Raw genomic sequence first — 21,385 nt, 5'->3', positions numbered from 1 at the left:
CACAAATGGAAAATAACAACAAGAAAATGGCACATATAAGGCGAACAACGCATTTAATGATGCCCGCACACCGTAGTTATTTTAATTTTTCTTATTACCATTATAGATAATCTCCCTCCTGCGATGACATCCATTTTTATTGGATAGTCATTGTCTATGCTCAATTTTTAACAGCGACGAAAAGCGTGTTCTTACCTTGGCGTAATGTTAACTATTGTCTGCGTTATTCGAAAAGACGAACAATCGTAATATTTCCATGCCTAACAGATGGGTGCATTTTATGACTCAATCTCTATTAGTGCGATGTTTACGTCTTTCAGCAGAAACATAGCTATCTCGTAAAAAATTAATGTCACCTTTGTCATTGATGCTTCATGACATAAGGACAACTGCGCCTTAAATTCAGTCCTTTTTTATACCAAAGAAATGAATGATATAAAGGCAACGTGTGCGCAGACAAGCAAACTATTTATTAATGAATATTAATTCATTGATACGGATTGCTATACACAGAATTTATTAAACGACTAAATCCAACTTGAAAAAATGTTGGACGGGTTCATATACCCTAAATAAAAAAAGAGAGAAAAATAAATGAAAAAGTTAAATATCGCGGCAAGTACCTCAGCAATACCCTGCTTTGAAACTCAACGCGAAGTAGTAGATGTTTTACACACAGACTTTACTGATGTTGCTGCTGTGGTGCTTTCTGTTCAGGATATTAATAATGATGTCATTGAAAACATTCATTCATTAGGTCTGGATATTCCTATTTTTGCGGCGGTTTGTTGTGAAGAAGAACTAAATACTGATGTATTACCGTCTTTAAATGGGGTGTTTGAGCTGTGCGGTGACAATACTGATTTTTACGGTAAACAGCTGGAATCCGCCGCTGAAAAATATGAGAAAGAATTATTGCCGCCCTTCTTCAATACATTAAAAAAATATGTAGAAATGGGAAATTCTACTTTTGCCTGCCCAGGGCACCAAGGAGGGCAATTCTTCCGTAAACATCCAGCTGGTCGTCAATTTTTTGACTTCTACGGAGAAACTATTTTCCGTTCTGATATGTGTAATGCTGACGTCAAATTAGGTGATTTGCTTATTCATGAAGGCGCACCTTGTGATGCTCAAAAACATGCAGCAAAAGTATTTAATGCCGATAAAACTTATTTCGTCCTGAACGGGACTTCTGCCTCTAATAAAGTGGCAACCAATGCTCTGTTAGCCCGTGGTGATCTGGTGCTATTTGACCGCAATAATCACAAATCCAACCACCATGGCGCACTGATTCAAGCTGGGGCAACACCGGTGTATCTGGAAACTGCCCGTAACCCGTTCGGCTTTATCGGCGGTATTGATGCCCACTGTTTCGAAGAAAAATACCTGCGCGAACAAATACGTGCCGTAGCGCCTGACCGGGCCAATGAAGCTCGCCCATTCCGTCTGGCCATTATTCAATTGGGGACTTATGACGGCACTATTTATAATGCCCGTCAGGTCGTGGATAAAATTGGTCACCTTTGCGATTATATTCTGTTCGACTCCGCTTGGGTGGGCTATGAACAATTTATTCCGATGATGAAAGATTGTTCACCATTATTGCTTGAACTGAATGAAAATGATCCGGGCATTATCGTTACACAATCAGTGCATAAACAACAGGCTGGTTTCTCACAAACTTCGCAAATTCATAAGAAAGATAAACATATTAAAGGCCAAGATCGTTATTGTAACCATAAGCGTTTTAATAATGCCTTTATGTTACATGCATCCACCAGCCCATTTTATCCATTATTCGCAGCATTAGATGTTAATGCGAAAATGCATGAAGGAAAAAGTGGCCAGCGTATGTGGTTAGATTGTGTTAAGACTGGTATTGAAGCCCGTAAAATGATTTTAAATACCTGTAACATGATTAAACCTTTTGTTCCGGTAGAGGTTGACGGTAAACCTTGGCAACAATATGACACCAATGCCATGGCACAAGATTTACGCTTCTTTAATTTTATTCCGGGCGAAAAATGGCATGCTTTTGAAGGCTACGAAGAATCACAATATTTTGTTGACCCATGCAAACTATTATTAACCACACCTGGGATTGATACCAATACTGGCGAATATACTGCATCGGGTATTCCAGCGACTATTCTAGCTAACTTCCTGCGTGAAAATGGCATCGTGCCAGAAAAATGTGACCTTAACTCCATCCTGTTCTTATTAACGCCAGCAGAAGACTTGGCAAAAATGCAACACTTGGTGGCGCAAATTGCTCGTTTTGAACGTTTTATTGAAGAAGATGCATTATTAAGTGAGGTATTACCAACTGTTTATCGTAATAACGAAACTCGTTATAAAGGATATACCATCGGAAAACTATGTCAGGAAATGCATGATCTTTATGTCAGCTATGATGTGAAACAACTGCAAAAAGAAATGTTCCGCAAACAATATTTCCCTAAAGTCGTGATGAATCCTCAGGATGCCAATATTGAATTCGTCCGTGGACATGCCGAATTAGTACCATTGTGCAAAGCAGAAGGTCGAATTGCCGCTGAAGGCGCACTTCCTTACCCACCGGGAGTATTGTGTGTTGTCCCTGGTGAAGTTTGGGGCGGCGCAGCTCAACGTTATTTCTTGGCACTTGAAGAAAGTATTAATTTATTGCCCGGTTTTGCACCTGAATTACAAGGTGTTTATTTACAAGTCGATGAAGACGGATGGAACCGTGCATACGGCTATATGATGAAAAATAAATAACTCAAACCTGCGGGGAATTATCCCCGCAGTCTCTGAAATTTTAAAAGAGATAATAAAAATGAGTAAAACAAATAATAAGATGGGAGTCGTCCAGCTGACTATTCTGACCGCCGTCAATATGATGGGGTCCGGCATAATTATGCTGCCAACCAAACTCGCCGAAGTTGGGACGATTTCTATCGTTTCGTGGTTAGTTACCGCAGTGGGTTCTATGGCACTGGCTTACGCCTTTGCTCAGTGCGGGATGTTCAGCCGCAAATCAGGGGGGATGGGCGGTTATGCAGAATACGCGTTCGGCAAATCCGGCAACTTTATGGCCAACTATACCTATGGTGCATCCCTGTTGATTGCCAATATCGCCATTGCGATATCAGCCGTCGGGTACGGGACAGAATTACTGGGTACCACTTTAACGCCACTCGGTATTTGTATCGCCACCATCGGCGTGTTGTGGTTGGCAACTGTGGCTAACTTCGGTGGCGCGCGCATTACCGGACAAATCAGCAGCGTCACTATCTGGGGGGTCATTATCCCGGTGGTAGGCATCTCTATTGTGGGCTGGTTCTGGTTTAGCGGCTCGGCCTATATGGCAGCATGGAATCCACATAACGTGCCGACCTTTGAAGCTATCGGCTCTTCTATCTCTATGACGTTATGGGCTTTTCTGGGATTGGAATCTGCCTGTGCCAACACCGATGCAGTAGAAAACCCTGAACGTAACGTTCCGATCGCGGTATTGGGCGGGACTTTAGGTGCAGCAGTTATCTACATTATTTCGACCAACGTCATCGCCGGTATTGTGCCGAATATGGATTTGGCGAACTCAACTGCGCCGTTTGGCCTGGCATTCGCTTATATGTTTACCCCAGCCGTGGGTAAAATCATCATGGCATTGATGATTATGTCTTGTGTCGGTTCATTGCTCGGCTGGCAGTTCACCATTGCTCAGGTCTTTAAATCCTCTGCTGATGAAGGTTTCTTCCCGAAAATTTTCTCTAAAGTCAGCAAAGCTAATGCGCCAATCAAAGGGATGCTGACCATTGTTGTCATCCAGAGTGTCTTGTCGCTAATGACCATTAGCCCGTCATTGAATAAACAATTCAATGTGCTGGTCAATCTGGCGGTCGTGACCAATATCATCCCATACATTCTATCTATGGCAGCGCTGGTGATTATTCAGAAAACTGCCAATGTTCCACCAGCCAAAGCGCGCAAAGCCAATATCATTGCCTTTATTGGTGCAATGTACAGCTTCTATGCGCTTTACAGTTCTGGTCAGGAAGCCATGACGTGGGGCGCGATTGTGACGTTCCTTGGTTGGACACTGTACGGCTTGGTTTCACCGCGCTTTGAGTTTGCAGCAAAGACTAAATAAGCAACAGAATGGCTCATATCGAGCAAGATAGGGCCAATTTAAACTGATCAGGTGCCAGCAGATAAAAAAGTCAGGATGCAATAGGAAATTCCGGTAATAATGTTCCTAACCGCCACCCCGGACTGGAATAAGATTATGTCGGACAGCCTTTGGCATCTTTATTTGCTGCGCACCGCCAGCGGCATGCTGTATACCGGCATTACCACTGATGTGGCCAGAAGACTCACGCAACATCAAGCAGGAAAAGGCGCAAAAGCGCTGCGGGGCAAGGGGGAGTTAGCGCTGGTATTTCATTGTGAAGCAGGGGATCGTTCAACTGCCTTAAAACTAGAATATCGGGTGAAACAGCTTAGTAAGCAGCAAAAAGAAAAGCTGGTGATGAGCCAGCCTTCTTCATTGGTATCTCTGCTAGAGGTTAGAACCGATTAAACGGCGCAGAAAACACCACTTCGCCATCAGCGTCAGTCAGTGCATCGTCTGCCAACGCATACACCTGAAAGGCTTCTTCAGTATCAGGCCAACGGCAGGTTAATTGATGACGGGTGGCAGGAACAAAACCAAAACGCTGATAATAAGCTGGCTCACCTAATACCACGACAGCGGCATAGCCAAACTCATTCAGAGAGTCGAGACCTTCATAGACCAGCTTCTCCGCCAGACCTTGCCGACGCAGGCCATCCTCCACTGCCAGCGGAGCCAGCGCAACCCATTGCCGGTCCTCACCGCCCACATCTACCGGGCTGAATGCGACATAACCAACCACACCGCCCTCATCATCCGTCGCCACAACACCCAGCGTCAGTAAGCCGTCCTCGCGCAGTTGTTGCACCAATTCCGCTTCATCATCTCGCTTGAATGCCTCGCGCAATAAGGTGTCAATCCCCGGCGCATCGACTGGAATTTCAACCCGGATCAGCATGATGCTAATGTACGGGAAGCACCCACCGCACCCTCTTGCTGACCTGCTTCAATAAATTCAGCCAATTGTTGCAGACCTACTCGCAGTAGCGTCGGCATGGATTCCAATTCAATGGCATCCATCAGATTTTTCACATACAGGCCCAATTCGGTATCCCCCTCAATTCGCAACCGGCGCTGAAAAAACAGTGTATCCGGATCTTCTTTACGGGCAGCGATCAAAATCAGATCGTTGGCATCACCACTAAAGCTAACATCTGCCTCAGCCTGTTGGCTGACCACCAGCCTACCGCTTTCTACCGTCATAAACCATTGCAATGCGAGATCGCGCACTTCAATTTTTAACCAGCGAGATTCTAAAAATTCCAAATCACCGTCCAGCAGTGCCTGACGGAATTGCCAACCCAACACCTGTTCTAGTACCTGGCGCTGTAAGGCAAATGGTGTCAATTTTAACGGACCCCGCAGCAGCGCAGGCCCTTGGCGCACAAGGCGCGCTCGTAGTTCTCCCAACACAGGCGGTGACTCCTCTAAATCCAGATAAATATGTTATATCGATAAATTTTGCACCAAGTTGTCTCTGAAAGTCTTGCTAAATATCAGGAGAATGGTGCCAATGCCAAAGAAACTGCCCTAAATCAAGGTCAGTTCACAGCAGGTTAACTAAAATCGCCCTTCGCTATATTCTAATATCATCTTCGGATAGGGAAAATTCTATGGAGCTGCTTTGTCCTGCCGGCAATTTACCCGCATTAAAGGCCGCAATTGATAATGGTGCTGACGCAGTTTATATCGGCTTGAAAGATGATACTAACGCCCGCCATTTTGCCGGACTGAATTTCACCGAGAAAAAGCTACAGGAAGCGGTCAATTACGTTCACAGCCGCAAGCGCAAATTACATATCGCTATTAATACTTTCGCCCACCCCGACGGCTATTCCCGTTGGCAGCGAGCGGTGGATATGGCGGCGCAACTGGGGGCCGATGCTCTGATTTTAGCGGATTTGGCCATGTTGGAATATGCCGCTGAACGCTACCCAGAGGTTGAGCGCCACGTGTCGGTGCAAGCATCTGCGACCAATGATGAAGCTATCCGTTTCTATCAACGCCATTTTGATGTGGCACGGGTCGTTTTACCGCGCGTGCTATCCATGCATCAGGTTAAGCAATTGTCCCGCACCAGCCCGGTGCCGCTGGAAGTCTTTGCCTTTGGTAGCTTGTGCATTATGGCCGAAGGCCGCTGTTATCTTTCATCCTATTTGACCGGTGAATCCCCCAATACCGTGGGTGCCTGTTCACCAGCGCGCTTTGTTCGCTGGCAGCAAACCCCGCAAGGGATGGAATCTCGCCTCAATGAGGTGCTGATCGACCGTTATGAAGATAACGAAAACGCCGGTTATCCGACCCTGTGTAAAGGGCGCTATCTGGTGGATGGCCAGCGCTATCATGCACTGGAAGAGCCGACCAGCCTGAATACCCTTGAACTGCTACCAGAATTATTTGCCGCCAATATTGCCTCAGTGAAAATTGAAGGGCGTCAGCGCAGCCCGGCTTATGTCAGCCAGGTCGCCAAAGTATGGCGGCAGGCAATTGACCGCTATCAGGCAAACCCTGCGCAATTTTCTGCTAAAGCAGAATGGATGGAACAACTGGGCGCAATGTCCGAAGGCACCCAAACCACCCTGGGCGCTTATCATCGTAAGTGGCAGTAGCCGGAGGAAATATGAAGTACGCCTTAGGCGCAGTGCTCTATTACTGGCCAAAAACCGATATTGAAGCTTTTTATCAGGCCGCAGTCAGCAGCAGCGCCGATATCATTTATCTTGGTGAGAATGTTTGCACCAAGCGCCGCGAAATGAAAGTGGGTGATTGGTTAGCTTTAGCCAAAGAAGTTGCCGCCAGCGGTAAGCAGGTGGTGATTTCCACTCTCGCCTTGTTGCAAGCGCCATCAGAGTTAAATGAACTAAAGCGCTATGTGGAAAACGGCGAATTCTTGCTGGAAGCGAATGATTTGGGTGCGGTGAATATGGCGGCCGAACGCGGTTTGCCGTTTGTGGCCGGTCATGCACTCAATTGCTACAACGCTTATACCCTGCGGATTTTACATCGCCAGGGGATGATGCGCTGGTGTATGCCAGTTGAGCTATCTCGCGATTGGCTGGCTAATGTGCTGCAACAGTGTGAAGAGCTGGGGTTCCGCAATCAGTTTGAAGTCGAAGTGTTGAGCTACGGCCATCTGCCATTGGCTTATTCTGCCCGCTGTTTTACTGCGCGTTCAGAAAATCTAGCTAAAGACCAATGTGAAACTTGCTGCATTAAGTACCCACAAGGGCGGCCAGTGCGGTCACAAGAAGAGCAGCAGGTGTTTATTCTCAATGGCATTCAAACTCAGAGTGGCTACTGCTATAACCTCGGTAATGATTTGATTTCCATGCAAGGTTTGGTGGATATCGTCCGTCTTTCGCCACAAGGTATTGATACACTGAATGTTATCGACCAGTTCCGCGCCAACGAGCAAGGTTTAGTTCCCCTGACCTTGGCCAATAAAGCCGATTGTAACGGCTACTGGCGGCGATTAGCCGGGCTAGAATTGGTGTCCTAATAGATTAGGCGGGGGGCCACGGCTCCCCATTTATTCACATTGATTATTCACGCAGACAATCTGTCCCCTTTCAGGCCGCATTTATTCCCCTCCCGAAAGACACTATTTCGATTATGCTCTTATTCATGCATGGCTGTTATGGCTGTGATTTATTCACATGGTGAATATAGTAATCCGTAGTTATCTCTTTAAAATCAATGCGGTTATCAATAAACGCGCTCGCCCTTCAAGCGACTCGACTAAGGTTAAGATGGACGATTCTATGAATGATAACAACGTTTCTATGGCAGATAGCTCGCCAGTACCGCTTTCGGTTCTCGATTTATCACCAATAGCACTGGGTAAGACCCCACGAGATGCATTTCATGCCTCGCTGGATTTAGCTCAACATACTGAAAAGTGGGGATATCACCGCTATTGGCTGGCTGAACATCATAATATGACTGGCATTGCCAGCGCCGCGACCTCCGTGCTGATTGGCTATATTGCCGGTGGCACCAGCACCATCCGCGTCGGTTCTGGCGGTGTTATGCTGCCAAACCATTCGCCACTGGTGATTGCTGAGCAGTTTGGTACCCTTGCCTCGCTGTATCCTGACCGCATCGATCTCGGCCTTGGCCGGGCCCCCGGCAGTGATCAGCGCACTATGATGGCGCTACGCCGCCATCTCTCTGGTGAGGTGGATAATTTCCCGTCCGATGTACGCGAACTGCAAAACTACTTTGCCGATGCGCAACCAGGGCAAGCGGTACAAGCCGTCCCCGGCCAGGGTTTGCATGTCCCGCTGTGGCTGCTGGGTTCTAGCCTGTATAGTGCGCAATTGGCCGCCGCCATGGGCCTGCCCTTTGCTTTCGCCTCGCATTTTGCACCAGACATGCTATTCCAGGCGCTCAAACTGTATCGGGAGAATTTCAAACCCTCCACTCAGTGGCCAAAACCTTATGCGATTGTGTGTGTGAATGTCGTCGCCGCAGATACTGAGCGTGATGCCCGTTTTCTGTTTACCTCGATGCAGCAACAGTTTGTCAATCTGCGCCGTGGCACACCGGGCCAGTTGCCGCCGCCTATCGACGATATGGAAAAAATCTGCTCGCCAGCCGAACAGTTTGGTGTCGACCAAGCGCTGCGCCTGTCTATCATTGGCGATAAAAGTAAAGTCCGGCACGGGCTTCAGTCACTATTGCGGGAAACTCAGGCCGATGAATTGATGGTCAATGGCCAGATTTTTGATCATCAAGCACGATTGTATTCATTTGAAATAGTTGCCAGTTTGCAGCAAGACTTGCAACCCGCCGAGCGGCTGTAATTCATTCACAGGTTGAATATCGCAGACATAAAAAAACCAGCCCGAGGGCTGGTTTTTTTTAATCATCAAAGATGACTAAGACTTATGCATCACCGAAACGACGGCGAGCGGGTGCGGCTGGCGCTGCGGCATCATCGCGACGTGGTGCTGGTGCAGCTGAGCGCTGACCATCACGATTGCCACGACGTTGTTCGCCACCACCAGCTGGAGCACGGTCGCTGCCGAATGAACGACGAGGAGGAGCACCTGCGCCTTCACGACGTTCGCCACCGGCTGAACGGCCAGCACCACCACGGCGCTCACCACCACCGTTACCACCCGCTGGGCGCTCACGGCGCTCATGCGGCTGTGCATCACCCAACAGCTGCATGTTCAGCGGCTTGTTCAGGATACGGGTACGGGTGAAGTGAGATAACATTTCGCCCGGCATGCCTTTTGGCAGCTCGATAGTTGAATGCGAAGCAAACAGCTTGATGTTGCCGATATAACGGCTGCTGATATCACCTTCGTTAGCGATAGCGCCAACGATATGACGAACTTCAACACCATCATCACGACCCACTTCAATGCGGTACAGTTCCATCTCACCAACATCACGACGTTCGCGACGTGCTGGACGCTCGCCACCGTCACGGCTGTCAGAGCGAGGTTCACGACGGCTGTCATTGCGATCACGGCCGCGATCGCTACCACGGTCATCGCGAGAATTGAATTCACGCTGTGGACGACGCGGTGCTTCTGGAGGCAAGATCAGAGGACGTTCGCCCTGTGCCATTTTCAGCAGTGCAGCAGCCAGAGTTTCAATATCAAACCCTTCTTCTGGTTGCATCTTAGCCAGCAACGCACGGTACATATCCAAATCACTGCTTTCCAACTGTTTGCTGACTTTATCCGCAAATTTGGCTAAGCGACGTTCGCCCAGTACTTCTGCGTTTGGCAATTGGACTTCAGGGATAGTCAGCTTCATGGTACGTTCAACGTTCTGTAACAGACGACGTTCACGGTTCTCGACGAACAGTAACGCGCGGCCTGCACGACCCGCACGACCAGTACGGCCGATACGGTGAACATAAGACTCTGAATCCATAGGGATATCATAGTTTACAACCAAGCTGATACGTTCAACATCCAGCCCACGAGCAGCAACATCAGTCGCAATCAGGATATCCAGACGGCCATCTTTCAGGCGATCCAGTGTCTGCTCACGCAGCGCCTGGTTCATGTCGCCGTTCAATGCAGCGCTGTTGTAACCACTACGTTCCAGAGCTTCTGCAACTTCCAGCGTCGCATTTTTAGTACGCACGAAGATGATGGCTGCATCGAAATCTTCAGATTCCAAGAAACGAACCAATGCTTCTTTCTTGTTATAACCACCACCAACTCTCCAGAAACTCTGGCTAATGTCAGGGCGGGTCGTCACGCTAGACTGAATGCGGACTTCCTGTGGCTCTTTCATAAAGCGACGGGTGATACGACGAATCGCTTCTGGCATGGTAGCAGAGAACAGTGCAGTCTGATGTTCTGCTGGGATCTGCGCCATGATAGTTTCGACGTCTTCGATAAAGCCCATACGCAGCATTTCATCTGCTTCATCCAACACTAAACCGCTCAGGTTGGATAGGTTAAGAGTACCGCGTTTCAGGTGGTCTAACAGACGACCTGGGGTGCCGACAACAACTTGTGGCCCTTGGCGCAAAGCGCGTAATTGAACGTCATAACGCTGACCGCCGTACAGGGCCACCACGTTAACGCCGTTCATGTGTTTTGAAAAATCGGTCAGTGCCTGTGCAACCTGAATAGCCAACTCACGGGTCGGTGCTAACACCAGTACCTGTGGCGCTTTCAATGTTGGGTCAATGTTGTGCAACAGCGGCAGACCAAATGCGGCTGTTTTACCACTACCGGTTTGTGCCATGCCGAGAACATCACGGCCGTTCAACAGGTGTGGAATACATTCCAACTGAATAGGAGATGGTTTTTCATAACCAAGATCAGTCAGAGCGGAAAGAATTGGAGCGGACAGCCCCAGATCAGCAAAAGAGGTTTCAAGCTCAGTAGTCATGTACACGTGCCTCATTAATAATGGCAGCCAGTCTACATAACTCGTCGAGAAAATTTTCAGTCATTTTCATTGAAAAGTGTGAACCGGCTCAAATTAGATTATAAAACGAACAAAAAGGCCATCACCTGTTAGGGTGATTAACGTTGGTAAAAACCAAGGTATATCAGGCTAATAATTGTTCGTCAGCTATTGCTGGTCCGATTCCGATAGGTCGTCTTGTTCTTGGCCCAAAAGCGCCAATTCCAACAATGCATAGCGGTGCTCAACAAAGTTATGAACGTTGTTAGCTACCGTCAGTTTGAACAGCGCCGAAGCAGTGTTCTTGTCCCCCAGACTTAGGTAATGTTTACCTAAATAGAAGTCAGTTTCACTGAGATGCTCAGCGAGCGAAGTGTTATCCATTGCATCTGCCTTGAGCCGTTCCATCAGCGTTTTTTCGCTGATTGTGCCCAAGTAGAATTCGACAATATTCCATCCCCATTGCCCTCTGTCCGATTTTTCATAGCGCTGTTGTAGCGCTACTGCAGCTGTCTTAGGATCGATTTCTCTTTCCACCAGATACAGCCATAACGAACGGAAGGGATCATTTGGATCGTCTTGATAAAACGCCTGCAGATCATCCTGCGCCAACGGGAGTCGACCGCCATAATACAGAGCGATACCCCGGTTTAAACGCGCGTAATTGTAAGTTGGATCAAGCTCTAGTACAGAATCAAACGCTTCATAGGCAGCATCAAAATTGCCTGCCTGCGTTAAATAAATGCCCAGATAGTTAAAAACTTCTGGCATATCAGGACGAATAGCTAACGCTTGCGAAAAATCATTTCGCGCTAGTGCCCGTAGCCCGAGGCTATCATACAGCACTCCGCGCTCATATAAAAGCTGCGCGCGCTCATCATCCGTAAGTGCCCGACTTGCAAGGATTTGTTCCATGCGCGCCAGAATCACTTCCTGCTGCAACGTAGGTTGCAACGGAATTGCCAACACCTCGTCTTTACGCCAATCATGGTTGCTGCATCCTGCCAGCATCAGTGCTGTCACAACGTAACACCAGCGCAAGAAAGGCTTCATTTCCTACTCCCGAAGACAAACATTGGATAAATATCCTTTCATCCATTTGTTTAATACAAGAGCATCCTGCCCTCGAGATAACACAGCCCCTCACTCATCAGCAAGGAGCTGTGGAATACTAATTACTCAGCTGCCGGAGTTTCTACAGCAGGAGTGGCAGTTTCTAAAGCTTCTTTGATACTCAGGCGAATACGTCCCTGACGATCAACTTCTATTACTTTCACTGGAACTTCCTGGCCCATTTGCAGATGGTCAGTCACTTTATCAACACGCTTGTCAGCGATTTGAGAAATGTGAACCAGACCTTCTTTACCGCCACCAATGGCCACAAATGCACCGAAGTCAACAATACGGGTCACACTACCATTATAGATACGACCTACTTCGATTTCGGCAGTAATCTCTCCGATACGGCGGATAGCATGCTGTGCTTTTTCGCTGTCGGTTGCCGCAATCTTAATGGTGCCATCATCGCCGATCTCAATGGTAGTACCGGTTTCATCAGTCAACGCACGGATCACTGAACCACCTTTACCGATCACATCCTTGATTTTCTCAGGATTGATTTTTATGGTGTAGATGCGTGGCGCGAACTCAGAGATATCGCCACGCGGTGTGCTGATAGCCTGTTCCATAACACCCAGAATGTGCAGACGCGCACCCTTAGCTTGGTTCAGAGCCACCTGCATGATTTCGCGGGTGATACCTTCGATTTTAATATCCATTTGCAATGCGGTGATACCGTCACGGCTACCGGCTACTTTAAAGTCCATGTCGCCCAAGTGATCTTCGTCACCCAGAATGTCAGACAGCACCACAAAGTTTTCGTCTTCTTTAACCAAGCCCATTGCGATACCGGCAACAGCGGCTTTAATCGGCACACCTGCATCCATCAAGGCCAGAGAAGCACCACAAACAGAAGCCATTGAGGAAGAACCGTTAGACTCGGTGATTTCAGAAACCACACGAATCGTGTAAGGGAATTCACTCGGGCTTGGCATTACTGCCAACACACCACGTTTTGCCAGACGGCCATGGCCAATCTCACGACGTTTCGGTGAGCCAACCATACCGGTTTCACCAACACAATATGGAGGGAAATTATAGTGTAGCAGGAATGAGTCAGTACGCTCACCCATCAGCTCATCAATATTTTGTGCATCACGTGCAGTACCCAATGTTGCAGTAACCAGTGCCTGAGTTTCGCCACGGGTGAACAACGCAGAACCATGAGTACGTGGCAATACGCCGGTACGCACATCCAGACCACGGATCATATCTTTTTCGCGGCCATCAATACGCGGCTCGCCAGCTAATACACGGCTACGCACGACGTTTTTCTCAACACTGCCCAGGATATCCTGAATTTCAGCAGCATCTAAAGTATCGTCTTGCGCTAACAGCGCTTCAGTCACGTCAGCTTTGATAGCATCAACTTGTGTGTAACGCTCTTGTTTCTCGGTGATACGGTATGCGTCACCCAGACGAGCAGCAGCCAACTCAGCAACACGCGCGTGCAGCGCTTCATTCACTGGTTCTGCATGCCAATCCCACTTCGGTTTGCCCGCTTCAGCAACCAGAGCGTTGATATTTTCAATCACAACTTGTTGTTGTTCGTGACCGAAGACAACCGCGCCTAACATTTGATCTTCAGACAGAATTTGAGCTTCTGATTCAACCATCAATACTGCAGCAGCAGTACCGGCAACAACCAAGTCCAGACGGCTTTCTTTCAGCTCGTCAGTGGTTGGGTTCAGCACGTACTGGTCGTTGATAAAGCCAACGCGCGCAGCACCGATTGGGCCGTTGAATGGAATACCTGACAGGCTTAGCGCAGCTGATGCACCAATCAATGCCACGATATCTGGGTTAATTTGTGGGTTAACCGAAACAACAGTCGCAATAACCTGAACTTCATTCAGGAAGCTGTCTGGGAACAGTGGGCGAATCGGACGGTCAATCAGACGTGAAGTCAGTGTTTCGCCTTCACTTGGGCGGCCTTCACGACGGAAGAAGCTGCCTGGGATACGACCAGCAGCGTAAGTACGCTCCTGATAGTTAACTGTCAGAGGGAAGAAGCTCTGGCCTGGTTTGGCTTTCTTTTGGCCAACAACAGTGACGAATACTGCTGTGTCATCCATGCTTACCATTACAGCAGCAGTTGCCTGACGAGCCATCATGCCAGTTTCGATGGTGACGGTATGTTGGCCGTACTGGAATTTACGAATAATCGGAGTCAGCAAAATAGTATCCTTATACTATGCGGTGCCGGATCGTATTGACGATCTCATCCACCTGTTACTAATACCTTCACACTGCATCCTCGCGACTAATGACAACCCTTAACTCCCATTGAGTTAAAGTCTCTCATTAGCCGCGCGAACCTCTGCACCGGAAGATCCTTTTTTTAAAATATAGAACAACAACAATATACTAACGTATTTTATCATTGCTTCTTAGAAAAAAGGGGCCAATTTGGCCCCTTTCTCCCGAAACTCGCAGACTTAGCGACGCAGACCCAGACGCTCGATCAGGGAAGCATAACGCGATATGTCTTCACGCTTCAGGTAGTCCAGCAGCTTACGACGCGTGGATACCATACGCAGCAGACCACGACGACTGTGGTGATCTTTTTTGTGCTCGGAGAAGTGACTTTGCAAATGGTTAATTTGAGCAGTCAACAGAGCAACCTGAACTTCGCTTGAACCGGTGTCATTGGCACCGCGACCGAAGTCAGCAACGATTTTAGCTTTCGCTTCAACACTTAGAGACATGATACAACTCCAAATATAAATATATAGATAAATTAAGACAGGCGCCGATCTCTAATTCAGCAACCCAATATGTAAGCCGCACTATTCTACTCTTTGAACTGCGGGATCGCAAGGTAGGCCGCTAGGCCCTACTCAGCATATTCCACAACCAAGCGCTTAGGAGCCACTCGGCCATCTTCTGCAATGGTGCCAATACCAATGAAATTACGCTCTTCACCTTCAGTGATACGAACCATTCCTTCGCCTGGCGCACCGGCTACATGCACCGGCTGCCCTTGTTTTATATAAGCAGCAACAGCAGGTAACAGATTGACTTCAGGGAAATTTAATACTGCACTGTCCATCGGCAATAGCAGCGCATCCAGTTCCGCATTTGGCGAACGCTCTGCTGCTTGTGCCGCTTCAACCATCGCCGTTAACTGCTCTAAAGTCACCATACGATCACTTGGATAAGTCGCTACCTGCAAACGGCGCAAATAACTGACATGCGCGCCGCAACCCAACAATTCACCCAAATCATCAACAATGGTGCGAATGTAAGTCCCTTTAGAGCAATGAATTTCCAGCTCTAGGTCATTACCTTCCCAGCGGATAAAGAGCAGCTCGTACACAGTAATACTGCGCGCTTCGCGCTCTACTTCAATCCCCTGACGGGCATATTCATACAGTGGCTTGCCTTGATGCTTCAACGCAGAATACATGGATGGCACTTGCTGGCTATCACCACGGAAACTGTCCAGAGCGGCATCCATCTGCGCCTGCGTGACATTAACTTCCCGCTCGCTGATTAATGCGCCTTCGGCATCCGAGGTATCAGTCCGTTGACCTAAACGGGCCACAACACGATAGCGTTTATCTGAATCTAGCAAAAATTGGGAAAACTTGGTCGCTTCACCCAGACAGATAGGCAACATACCGGTCGCCAAAGGATCAAGTGCACCAGTATGACCTGCGCGGTTTGCGCTAAAGAGGCGTTTTACCTTTTGTAAAACGTCATTAGAGGAGAGGCCCAGCGGCTTATCCAATAACAGAACGCCGTTAATGTCACGGCCGCGACGACGTGGACGACCCATTACTTCTCCTCGTCGTTTCCTGGATTAACCTGACGTTCTGCATCATTTTTGATGACGTTAGTCACCAGGTTAGACATCCGCATCCCTTCAATCAGAGAGTTGTCATAAGCGAAAGTCAGTTCTGGCACGATACGCAAGCGCATTGCTTTACCCAGCAGAGTGCGGATATAACCGGAGGCATCTTGCAGTGCTTTAATGCCATTTTTTACTGTATCCGGATCAGCATTGTCAGTTAACACATTCAGGAAGGTCACAAAGACTTTAGCGTAAGCCAAATCACGAGATAGCTCGATACCTGACACGGTCGCCATGCCAACACGAGGGTCTTTGATTTCGCGCTGTAAGATGAGTGCGATCTCTTTTTGCATTTCTTGTGAAACACGCTGAGAACGGCTGAATTCTTTTGCCATTTGGATTCTCCAGACAAATTGGGGGGCCAAGGCCCCCCAAATGGATATAAGCAGATCTAAGGCGATTAATCGATAGTACGTTTGATTTCGATAATTTCGAAGACTTCGATCACATCACCCGTACGGACGTCATTGTAGTTCTTAACGCCGATACCACATTCCATGCCATTACGAACTTCGCTAACGTCATCTTTGAAGCGGCGCAGAGATTCCAGCTCGCCTTCATAGATAACCACGTTGTCGCGCAGAACACGGATTGGATTATTACGCTTAATCACACCTTCAGTAACCATACAACCAGCAATGGCGCCAAATTTCGGTGATTTAAACACATCACGAACTTCAGCCAAACCAATGATTTGTTGTTTGTACTCAGGTGCCAGCATACCACTCATCGCCTGCTTAACTTCATCAATCAAGCTATAAATGACTGAGTAGTAACGCAGATCCAAGCCTTCAGTTTCTACTACACGACGCGCTGAAGCATCAGCACGAACGTTAAAGCCAAGGATGATTGCGCCAGAAGCTGCGGCCAGTGTTGCGTCAGTTTCGGTGATACCACCAACGCCTGAACCCACAATGCGGACTTTCACTTCATCGGTAGACAGTTTTTCTAGTGAATCACAGATAGCTTCACAAGAACCCTGTACGTCAGATTTGATGACGATGTTCAGTTCAGAAACTTCACCTTCGGTCATGTTAGCAAACATGTTTTCCAGTTTAGATTTCTGCTGACGAGCCAGCTTAACCTCGCGGAATTTGCCCTGACGATACAGTGCAACTTCACGGGCTTTCTTCTCGTCACGAACAACAGTAACTTCGTCACCAGCAGCTGGAACACTGGACAAGCCCAGGATCTCAACCGGAATAGAAGGACCAGCAGACGTGATATCACGGCCTAGCTCGTCACGCATCGCACGTACACGGCCATACTCGAAGCCACACAGTACGATATCGCCTTTGTTCAGCGTACCTTGTTGAACCAGCACGGTAGCAACTGGGCCACGGCCTTTATCCAAGAAGGATTCGATAACAACACCACTTGCCATGCCAGTACGAACTGCTTTCAGTTCCATGACTTCAGCTTGCAGCAGAATTGCTTGCAGCAGATTATCAATACCGGTACCGACTTTCGCAGAGACTTCGATGAATGGAACATCGCCGCCAAAATCTTCGGATATAATACCGTATTGAATCAATTCAGTTTTAACACGGCTTGGGTCAGCGGCTGGCTTATCGACTTTATTCACAGCAACCACAACTGGCACGTTCGCCGCTTTGGCATGCTGAATAGCTTCGATAGTCTGTGGCATCACGCCATCGTCGGCTGCAACAACCAGCACCACTATATCAGTCGCCTGAGCACCACGGGCACGCATTGAAGTAAACGCGGCGTGTCCCGGTGTATCCAGGAAAGTGATCATGCCGTTTTCAGTTTCAACGTGATAAGCGCCGATGTGCTGTGTAATACCGCCGGCTTCACCTGACGCCACTTTCGTGGAGCGGATGTAATCCAGCAGAGAAGTTTTACCGTGGTCAACGTGGCCCATGATGGTCACAACTGGAGCGCGGTGCTCAGCTGCAGCTTCAGCGCCGGTATCACGGTCGCTCATCAGCGCTTCTTCCAGCTCGTTTTCACGACGCAGGATAACTTTGTGGCCCATCTCTTCAGCAACCAGCTGTGCTGTTTCCTGATCGATAACCTGGTTAATGGTTGCCATTGCACCCAGTTTCATCATTGCTTTGATGACCTGAGAGCCTTTAACAGCCATTTTGTTTGCCAGTTCAGCAACAGTTACCGTCTCGCCAATCACTACATCGCGGTTAACGGCAACAACAGGCTTGTTGAAGCTCTGTTGTAATGTGCTTGGTTTACGTTTGCCTTTACGGCCAACAGCACGTGCTTCTTCGCGATCAGCTTTAGACTCGGAGAGTTTATTGCCTTTCTTCTGTTTAGTTGCTTTACCACCACGAGTGCGGCTGCGGCGATCACCTTCAACTTTGGCGTCGTTTTCATCTTCCGCGGCGCGCGCATGTTGTGAGGTGGTCACATGGTAATCGGCAGATTCAGTCTGCTCAGTCACAGGTGCTGGCCATTTACCTTCATTTTCGGCTGCCATTTTACGGGCTTCCTCAGCAACGCGTTTAGCGTCTTCCTCGACCTTACGGCGTGTTTCTTCTTCTACAGAGCGTTTCAGCTCGGCAGCTTCAGCTTCACGGCGTGCTTTATCAGTCTGAGCTGGCTTGGTTTTTTCGTCGGTTTGTTGATTCGTCACTTTTTCTTTTTCCGCTGCTTGGCGTTTAGCTTTTTCAGCGGCCTCACGTTTGGCTTGTTCTTCGGCCGCTCGTTTAGCTTTTTCTTCAGCGATTTTCTGCGCTGCTGCTTCCGCTTCACGTTGTGCCTGCTCTTCCGCTTCACGCTGTGCCTGCTCTTCCGCTTTCGCTTGTTCAGCTTCCGGCGTATTTACATAAGTGCGTTTCTTGCGGACCTCTATTTGCACCGATTTACTTTTTCCGCCGGTGCTCGGAATATTCAAGGTGCTACGCGTTTTGCGTTGCAACGTGAGTTTATTAGGCGCACTACCGTGTTCACGGTTTAAGTGCGCCAGCAATGTTTCTTTTTCTTGCTGGGTAACTGAGTCTACTTCAGACTTCTTGATCCCTGCATCAGCAAATTGCTGTACCAGGCGATCAACTGGAGTCTGAATCTCAGCTGCCAGCGATTTTACGGTTACATCTGTCATGCTGTTCCTTCCTGCTACAGTTTATTACGCGTTATCGCCAAACCAACAGATATTACGTGCAGCCATTATCAGCTCGCCGGCTTGCTCATCGCTAAGCCCTTCAATATCTGCCAGATCATCGATACCCTGCTCGGCAAGATCTTCCAGCGTACACACACCGCGCGCAGCCAATTTAAATGCCATGCTACGTTCCAGACCAGCCAGATTCAGCAGATCATCAGCGGGTTTTTGGTCGCCAAGACTTTCTTCTTGTGCCAGGGCCAGCGTGGTCAATGCAGCTTTGGCGCGGTCACGCAGCGCTTCAACCGTATCTTCGTCAAGACCATCGATTTCCAGAAGTTCTTTCATTGGCACGTAAGCCAATTCTTCCAGAGAAGAGAAACCTTCCTCTACCAAGATGGTGGCAAAGTCTTCATCGATATCAAGATATTTGGTGAAGGTATCAATAGCGGCATGAGCCTCGGCCTGATGCTTCGCCTGAAGATCGTCCGCCGTCATTACGTTCAGTTCCCAGCCACTCAGCTGTGCCGCTAAACGCACATTCTGGCCATTACGGCCAATTGCCTGTGCCAGGTTACTGGCTTCAACGGCAACATCCATTGTGTGTTTGTCTTCATCAACCACAATTGACGCAACATCAGCTGGCGCCATGGCATTAATAACAAACTGGGCTGGATTATCATCCCACAATACAATATCAATGCGCTCGCCGCCAAGTTCGCTGGAAACAGCTTGAACACGGGCACCACGCATACCAACACAAGCACCGACCGGGTCGATACGTTTGTCGTTGGTTTTAACCGCAATTTTAGCACGCGAACCTGGATCACGGGCAGCGGCTTTAATTTCGATCAATTCTTCGCCGATTTCTGGCACTTCAATGCGGAACAGTTCGATCAGCATTTCAGGGCGTGAACGGCTGACAAACAGCTGAGCACCGCGAGCTTCTGGACGAACATCGTACAAAACACCACGGATACGGTCGCCTGGGCGGAAGTTTTCACGCGGTAACATGTCTTCGCGGTTAATAACAGCTTCGGCATTATGGCCCAGATCCAGTGCAATACTGTCGCGGTTAACTTTCTTAACCGTGCCGGTAACAATCTCACCTAAATACTGGCGGAATTGTTCAACTACCATAGCCCGTTCTGCTTCACGCACTTTTTGTACGATAACTTGCTTGGCAGTTTGGGTGGTAATGCGGTCAAAAGTGACAGATTCAATCTGATCTTCAACATAATCGCCCAACTGGAGCGATGGATCTTCATATTGAGCCGCGTCTAACGTAATTTCGCGAGTTGGCATCGTGACTTCATCAACGGCAACCCAACGACGGAAGGTGTCGAAATCACCGGTTTTACGGTCGATGCTGACGCGAACTTCAATTTCTTGTTCGTATTTTTTCTTGGTCGCTGTCGCTAGAGCGGTTTCCAACGCCTCAAAAATCTTCTCGCGCGGAAGGGATTTCTCATTGGAAACTGCTTCTACAACAGCCAGAATCTCTTTGTTCATCCTAGTTGCCTCATCCAAACTTTAAAAGTGGGGTACCAGGTTCGCTTTCTGGATGTTGCTCAGCGCGAACACTTCATCTTTTCCATCCACAGTAACCGTGATCATTTCACCATCAACGGCTTTGATAATGCCCTGCCATTTACGGCGGTTCTGCATAGCCATACGCAACACCAAAGTAACTTCTTCACCAAGGTAACGAGTATAGTGTTCAGCAGTGAACATTGGGCGTTCAAGGCCCGGAGAGGAAACTTCTAAGTTGTAAGCGACCGTAATGGGATCTTCGACATCCAAGACAGCGCTGACCTGGTGGCTGACATCAGCACAAGCATCAACAGTGATTCCGTCGTCACTATCAATATAGATTCGTAGCGTCGATTGGCGCCCCCGGATGAACTCGATGCCGACTAATTCATAGCCTAAGGCCTCTACCGGTGCTGAAATTATCTCTGTTAACTTTTGTTCTAATGTGGACAAGCCCACCCCCAAGACATAAAAAAAGGGCCTAATAGCCCAGTGATTCTGCTGTCAAATAACAAAAAACCCCGAAATTCGGGGCTTTATGCAACTGGACCCTGTTTGCCGCAAAGCGGCTTCGGTACAACTTTCTGACAAGTATTTTTTTCAAATTGAAATCGAAAGTATCTGAGGTCTACCGAATACAACATTTGAAAAAAAACACTTTAGGAAAGTGGTTGCGGGGGCCGGATTTGAACCGACGACCTTCGGGTTATGAGCCCGACGAGCTACCAGGCTGCTCCACCCCGCGTCCGAAAACGTG

Annotated in this window: 19 protein-coding genes and 1 tRNA gene; 7 read left to right on the top strand and 13 right to left on the bottom strand. The window is 48.4% G+C overall.

Annotated features, from left to right (window positions below):
• Window positions 1–5: 5 nt before the first annotated feature.
• The 4 genes from speFL to OVO64_RS12310 all read left to right on the top strand — a co-directional run bounded on the left by speFL (window position 6) and on the right by OVO64_RS12310 (window position 4,564).
• Window positions 6–110, top strand: coding sequence for a leader peptide SpeFL (gene speFL, locus OVO64_RS12325; RefSeq protein WP_105877053.1), 105 nt, complete (start codon window positions 6–8; stop codon window positions 108–110).
• A gap of 484 nt (window positions 111–594) precedes the next feature.
• A complete protein-coding gene (gene speF / locus OVO64_RS12320; protein ID WP_267248800.1) occupies window positions 595–2,760 on the top strand; it encodes an ornithine decarboxylase SpeF in 2,166 nt (721 codons plus the stop codon).
• Between the two features lie 58 nt (window positions 2,761–2,818).
• Window positions 2,819–4,135 (top strand): putrescine-ornithine antiporter, encoded by a 1,317-nt coding sequence (gene potE / locus OVO64_RS12315; RefSeq protein WP_038636771.1) that lies wholly within the window; start codon window positions 2,819–2,821, stop codon window positions 4,133–4,135.
• A gap of 135 nt (window positions 4,136–4,270) precedes the next feature.
• On the top strand, window positions 4,271–4,564 hold the full coding sequence (locus tag OVO64_RS12310) for a GIY-YIG nuclease family protein (RefSeq protein WP_038639871.1): 294 nt from the start codon (window positions 4,271–4,273) through the stop codon (window positions 4,562–4,564).
• Here OVO64_RS12310 and OVO64_RS12305 read toward each other — a convergent pair.
• Window positions 4,551–5,054, bottom strand: coding sequence for a GNAT family N-acetyltransferase (locus OVO64_RS12305; protein ID WP_038636774.1), 504 nt, complete (start codon window positions 5,052–5,054; stop codon window positions 4,551–4,553). The two genes, OVO64_RS12310 and OVO64_RS12305, sit on opposite strands and share 14 nt — an antisense overlap.
• Entirely contained in the window at window positions 5,048–5,569 is a 522-nt protein-coding gene (ubiT, locus tag OVO64_RS12300) for a ubiquinone anaerobic biosynthesis accessory factor UbiT (protein WP_038636777.1), read from the bottom strand. Before ubiT ends, OVO64_RS12305 begins: the two co-directional genes overlap by 7 nt.
• Window positions 5,570–5,769: 200 nt before the next feature.
• Between ubiT and ubiU the strand changes: the two genes are divergently transcribed.
• The 3 genes from ubiU (at window position 5,770) to OVO64_RS12285 (ending at window position 8,961) form a co-directional block, all read left to right on the top strand.
• Window positions 5,770–6,765 carry a ubiquinone anaerobic biosynthesis protein UbiU gene (gene ubiU, locus OVO64_RS12295; RefSeq protein WP_038636779.1) on the top strand — a complete coding sequence of 332 codons (996 nt, stop codon included), beginning with the start codon at window positions 5,770–5,772 and terminating at the stop codon, window positions 6,763–6,765.
• Window positions 6,766–6,776: 11 nt separating this feature from the next.
• Window positions 6,777–7,655 carry a U32 family peptidase gene (locus OVO64_RS12290; RefSeq protein WP_038636782.1) on the top strand — a complete coding sequence of 293 codons (879 nt, stop codon included), beginning with the start codon at window positions 6,777–6,779 and terminating at the stop codon, window positions 7,653–7,655.
• Between the two features lie 283 nt (window positions 7,656–7,938).
• Complete coding sequence (locus OVO64_RS12285; protein ID WP_038639874.1) at window positions 7,939–8,961, top strand: luciferase-like monooxygenase; 1,023 nt, start codon at window positions 7,939–7,941, stop codon at window positions 8,959–8,961.
• A gap of 82 nt (window positions 8,962–9,043) precedes the next feature.
• Here the strand turns inward: OVO64_RS12285 and OVO64_RS12280 are convergent, their stop codons facing one another.
• From OVO64_RS12280 to OVO64_RS12235, 11 genes are all read right to left on the bottom strand, one after another.
• Window positions 9,044–11,023 carry a DEAD/DEAH family ATP-dependent RNA helicase gene (locus OVO64_RS12280; RefSeq protein ID WP_145509860.1) on the bottom strand — a complete coding sequence of 660 codons (1,980 nt, stop codon included), beginning with the start codon at window positions 11,021–11,023 and terminating at the stop codon, window positions 9,044–9,046.
• Window positions 11,013–11,087, bottom strand: coding sequence for a protein YrbN (gene yrbN / locus OVO64_RS20630; protein WP_223499600.1), 75 nt, complete (start codon window positions 11,085–11,087; stop codon window positions 11,013–11,015). The genes OVO64_RS12280 and yrbN overlap by 11 nt, the downstream gene beginning before the upstream one ends.
• A gap of 122 nt (window positions 11,088–11,209) precedes the next feature.
• Window positions 11,210–12,094: a lipoprotein NlpI gene (gene nlpI, locus OVO64_RS12275; protein WP_032819273.1), complete on the bottom strand. Its 885-nt coding sequence runs from the start codon at window positions 12,092–12,094 to the stop codon at window positions 11,210–11,212.
• A gap of 122 nt (window positions 12,095–12,216) precedes the next feature.
• The gene (gene pnp, locus OVO64_RS12270) at window positions 12,217–14,337 is read right to left on the bottom strand and encodes a polyribonucleotide nucleotidyltransferase (protein WP_038636789.1); all 2,121 of its coding nucleotides are present in this window, start codon (window positions 14,335–14,337) and stop codon (window positions 12,217–12,219) included.
• Window positions 14,338–14,598: 261 nt separating this feature from the next.
• On the bottom strand, window positions 14,599–14,868 hold the full coding sequence (gene rpsO, locus OVO64_RS12265; RefSeq protein WP_038636793.1) for a 30S ribosomal protein S15: 270 nt from the start codon (window positions 14,866–14,868) through the stop codon (window positions 14,599–14,601).
• Window positions 14,869–14,996: 128 nt separating this feature from the next.
• Window positions 14,997–15,941 (bottom strand): tRNA pseudouridine(55) synthase TruB, encoded by a 945-nt coding sequence (truB, locus tag OVO64_RS12260; RefSeq protein WP_038636795.1) that lies wholly within the window; start codon window positions 15,939–15,941, stop codon window positions 14,997–14,999.
• The gene (rbfA, locus tag OVO64_RS12255) at window positions 15,941–16,351 is read right to left on the bottom strand and encodes a 30S ribosome-binding factor RbfA (RefSeq protein ID WP_032819271.1); all 411 of its coding nucleotides are present in this window, start codon (window positions 16,349–16,351) and stop codon (window positions 15,941–15,943) included. The genes truB and rbfA overlap by 1 nt, the downstream gene beginning before the upstream one ends.
• A gap of 65 nt (window positions 16,352–16,416) precedes the next feature.
• Complete coding sequence (infB, locus tag OVO64_RS12250) at window positions 16,417–19,095, bottom strand: translation initiation factor IF-2 (RefSeq protein WP_042562590.1); 2,679 nt, start codon at window positions 19,093–19,095, stop codon at window positions 16,417–16,419.
• A 24-nt stretch (window positions 19,096–19,119) separates the two neighbouring features.
• Complete coding sequence (gene nusA / locus OVO64_RS12245) at window positions 19,120–20,607, bottom strand: transcription termination factor NusA (protein ID WP_038636801.1); 1,488 nt, start codon at window positions 20,605–20,607, stop codon at window positions 19,120–19,122.
• Window positions 20,608–20,628: 21 nt separating this feature from the next.
• Window positions 20,629–21,081 (bottom strand): ribosome maturation factor RimP, encoded by a 453-nt coding sequence (gene rimP, locus OVO64_RS12240; RefSeq protein ID WP_005156279.1) that lies wholly within the window; start codon window positions 21,079–21,081, stop codon window positions 20,629–20,631.
• Window positions 21,082–21,296: 215 nt separating this feature from the next.
• Window positions 21,297–21,373 (bottom strand) — tRNA-Met (locus OVO64_RS12235).
• Window positions 21,374–21,385 lie beyond the last annotated feature (12 nt).

Source organism: Yersinia sp. Marseille-Q5920 (assembly GCF_946902935.1).
Classification (GTDB): Bacteria; Pseudomonadota; Gammaproteobacteria; order Enterobacterales; family Enterobacteriaceae; genus Yersinia; species Yersinia rochesterensis.
The sequence above is the reverse complement of the archived record's forward strand: the minus strand, read 5'-3'. Positions and strand labels throughout refer to the sequence as shown.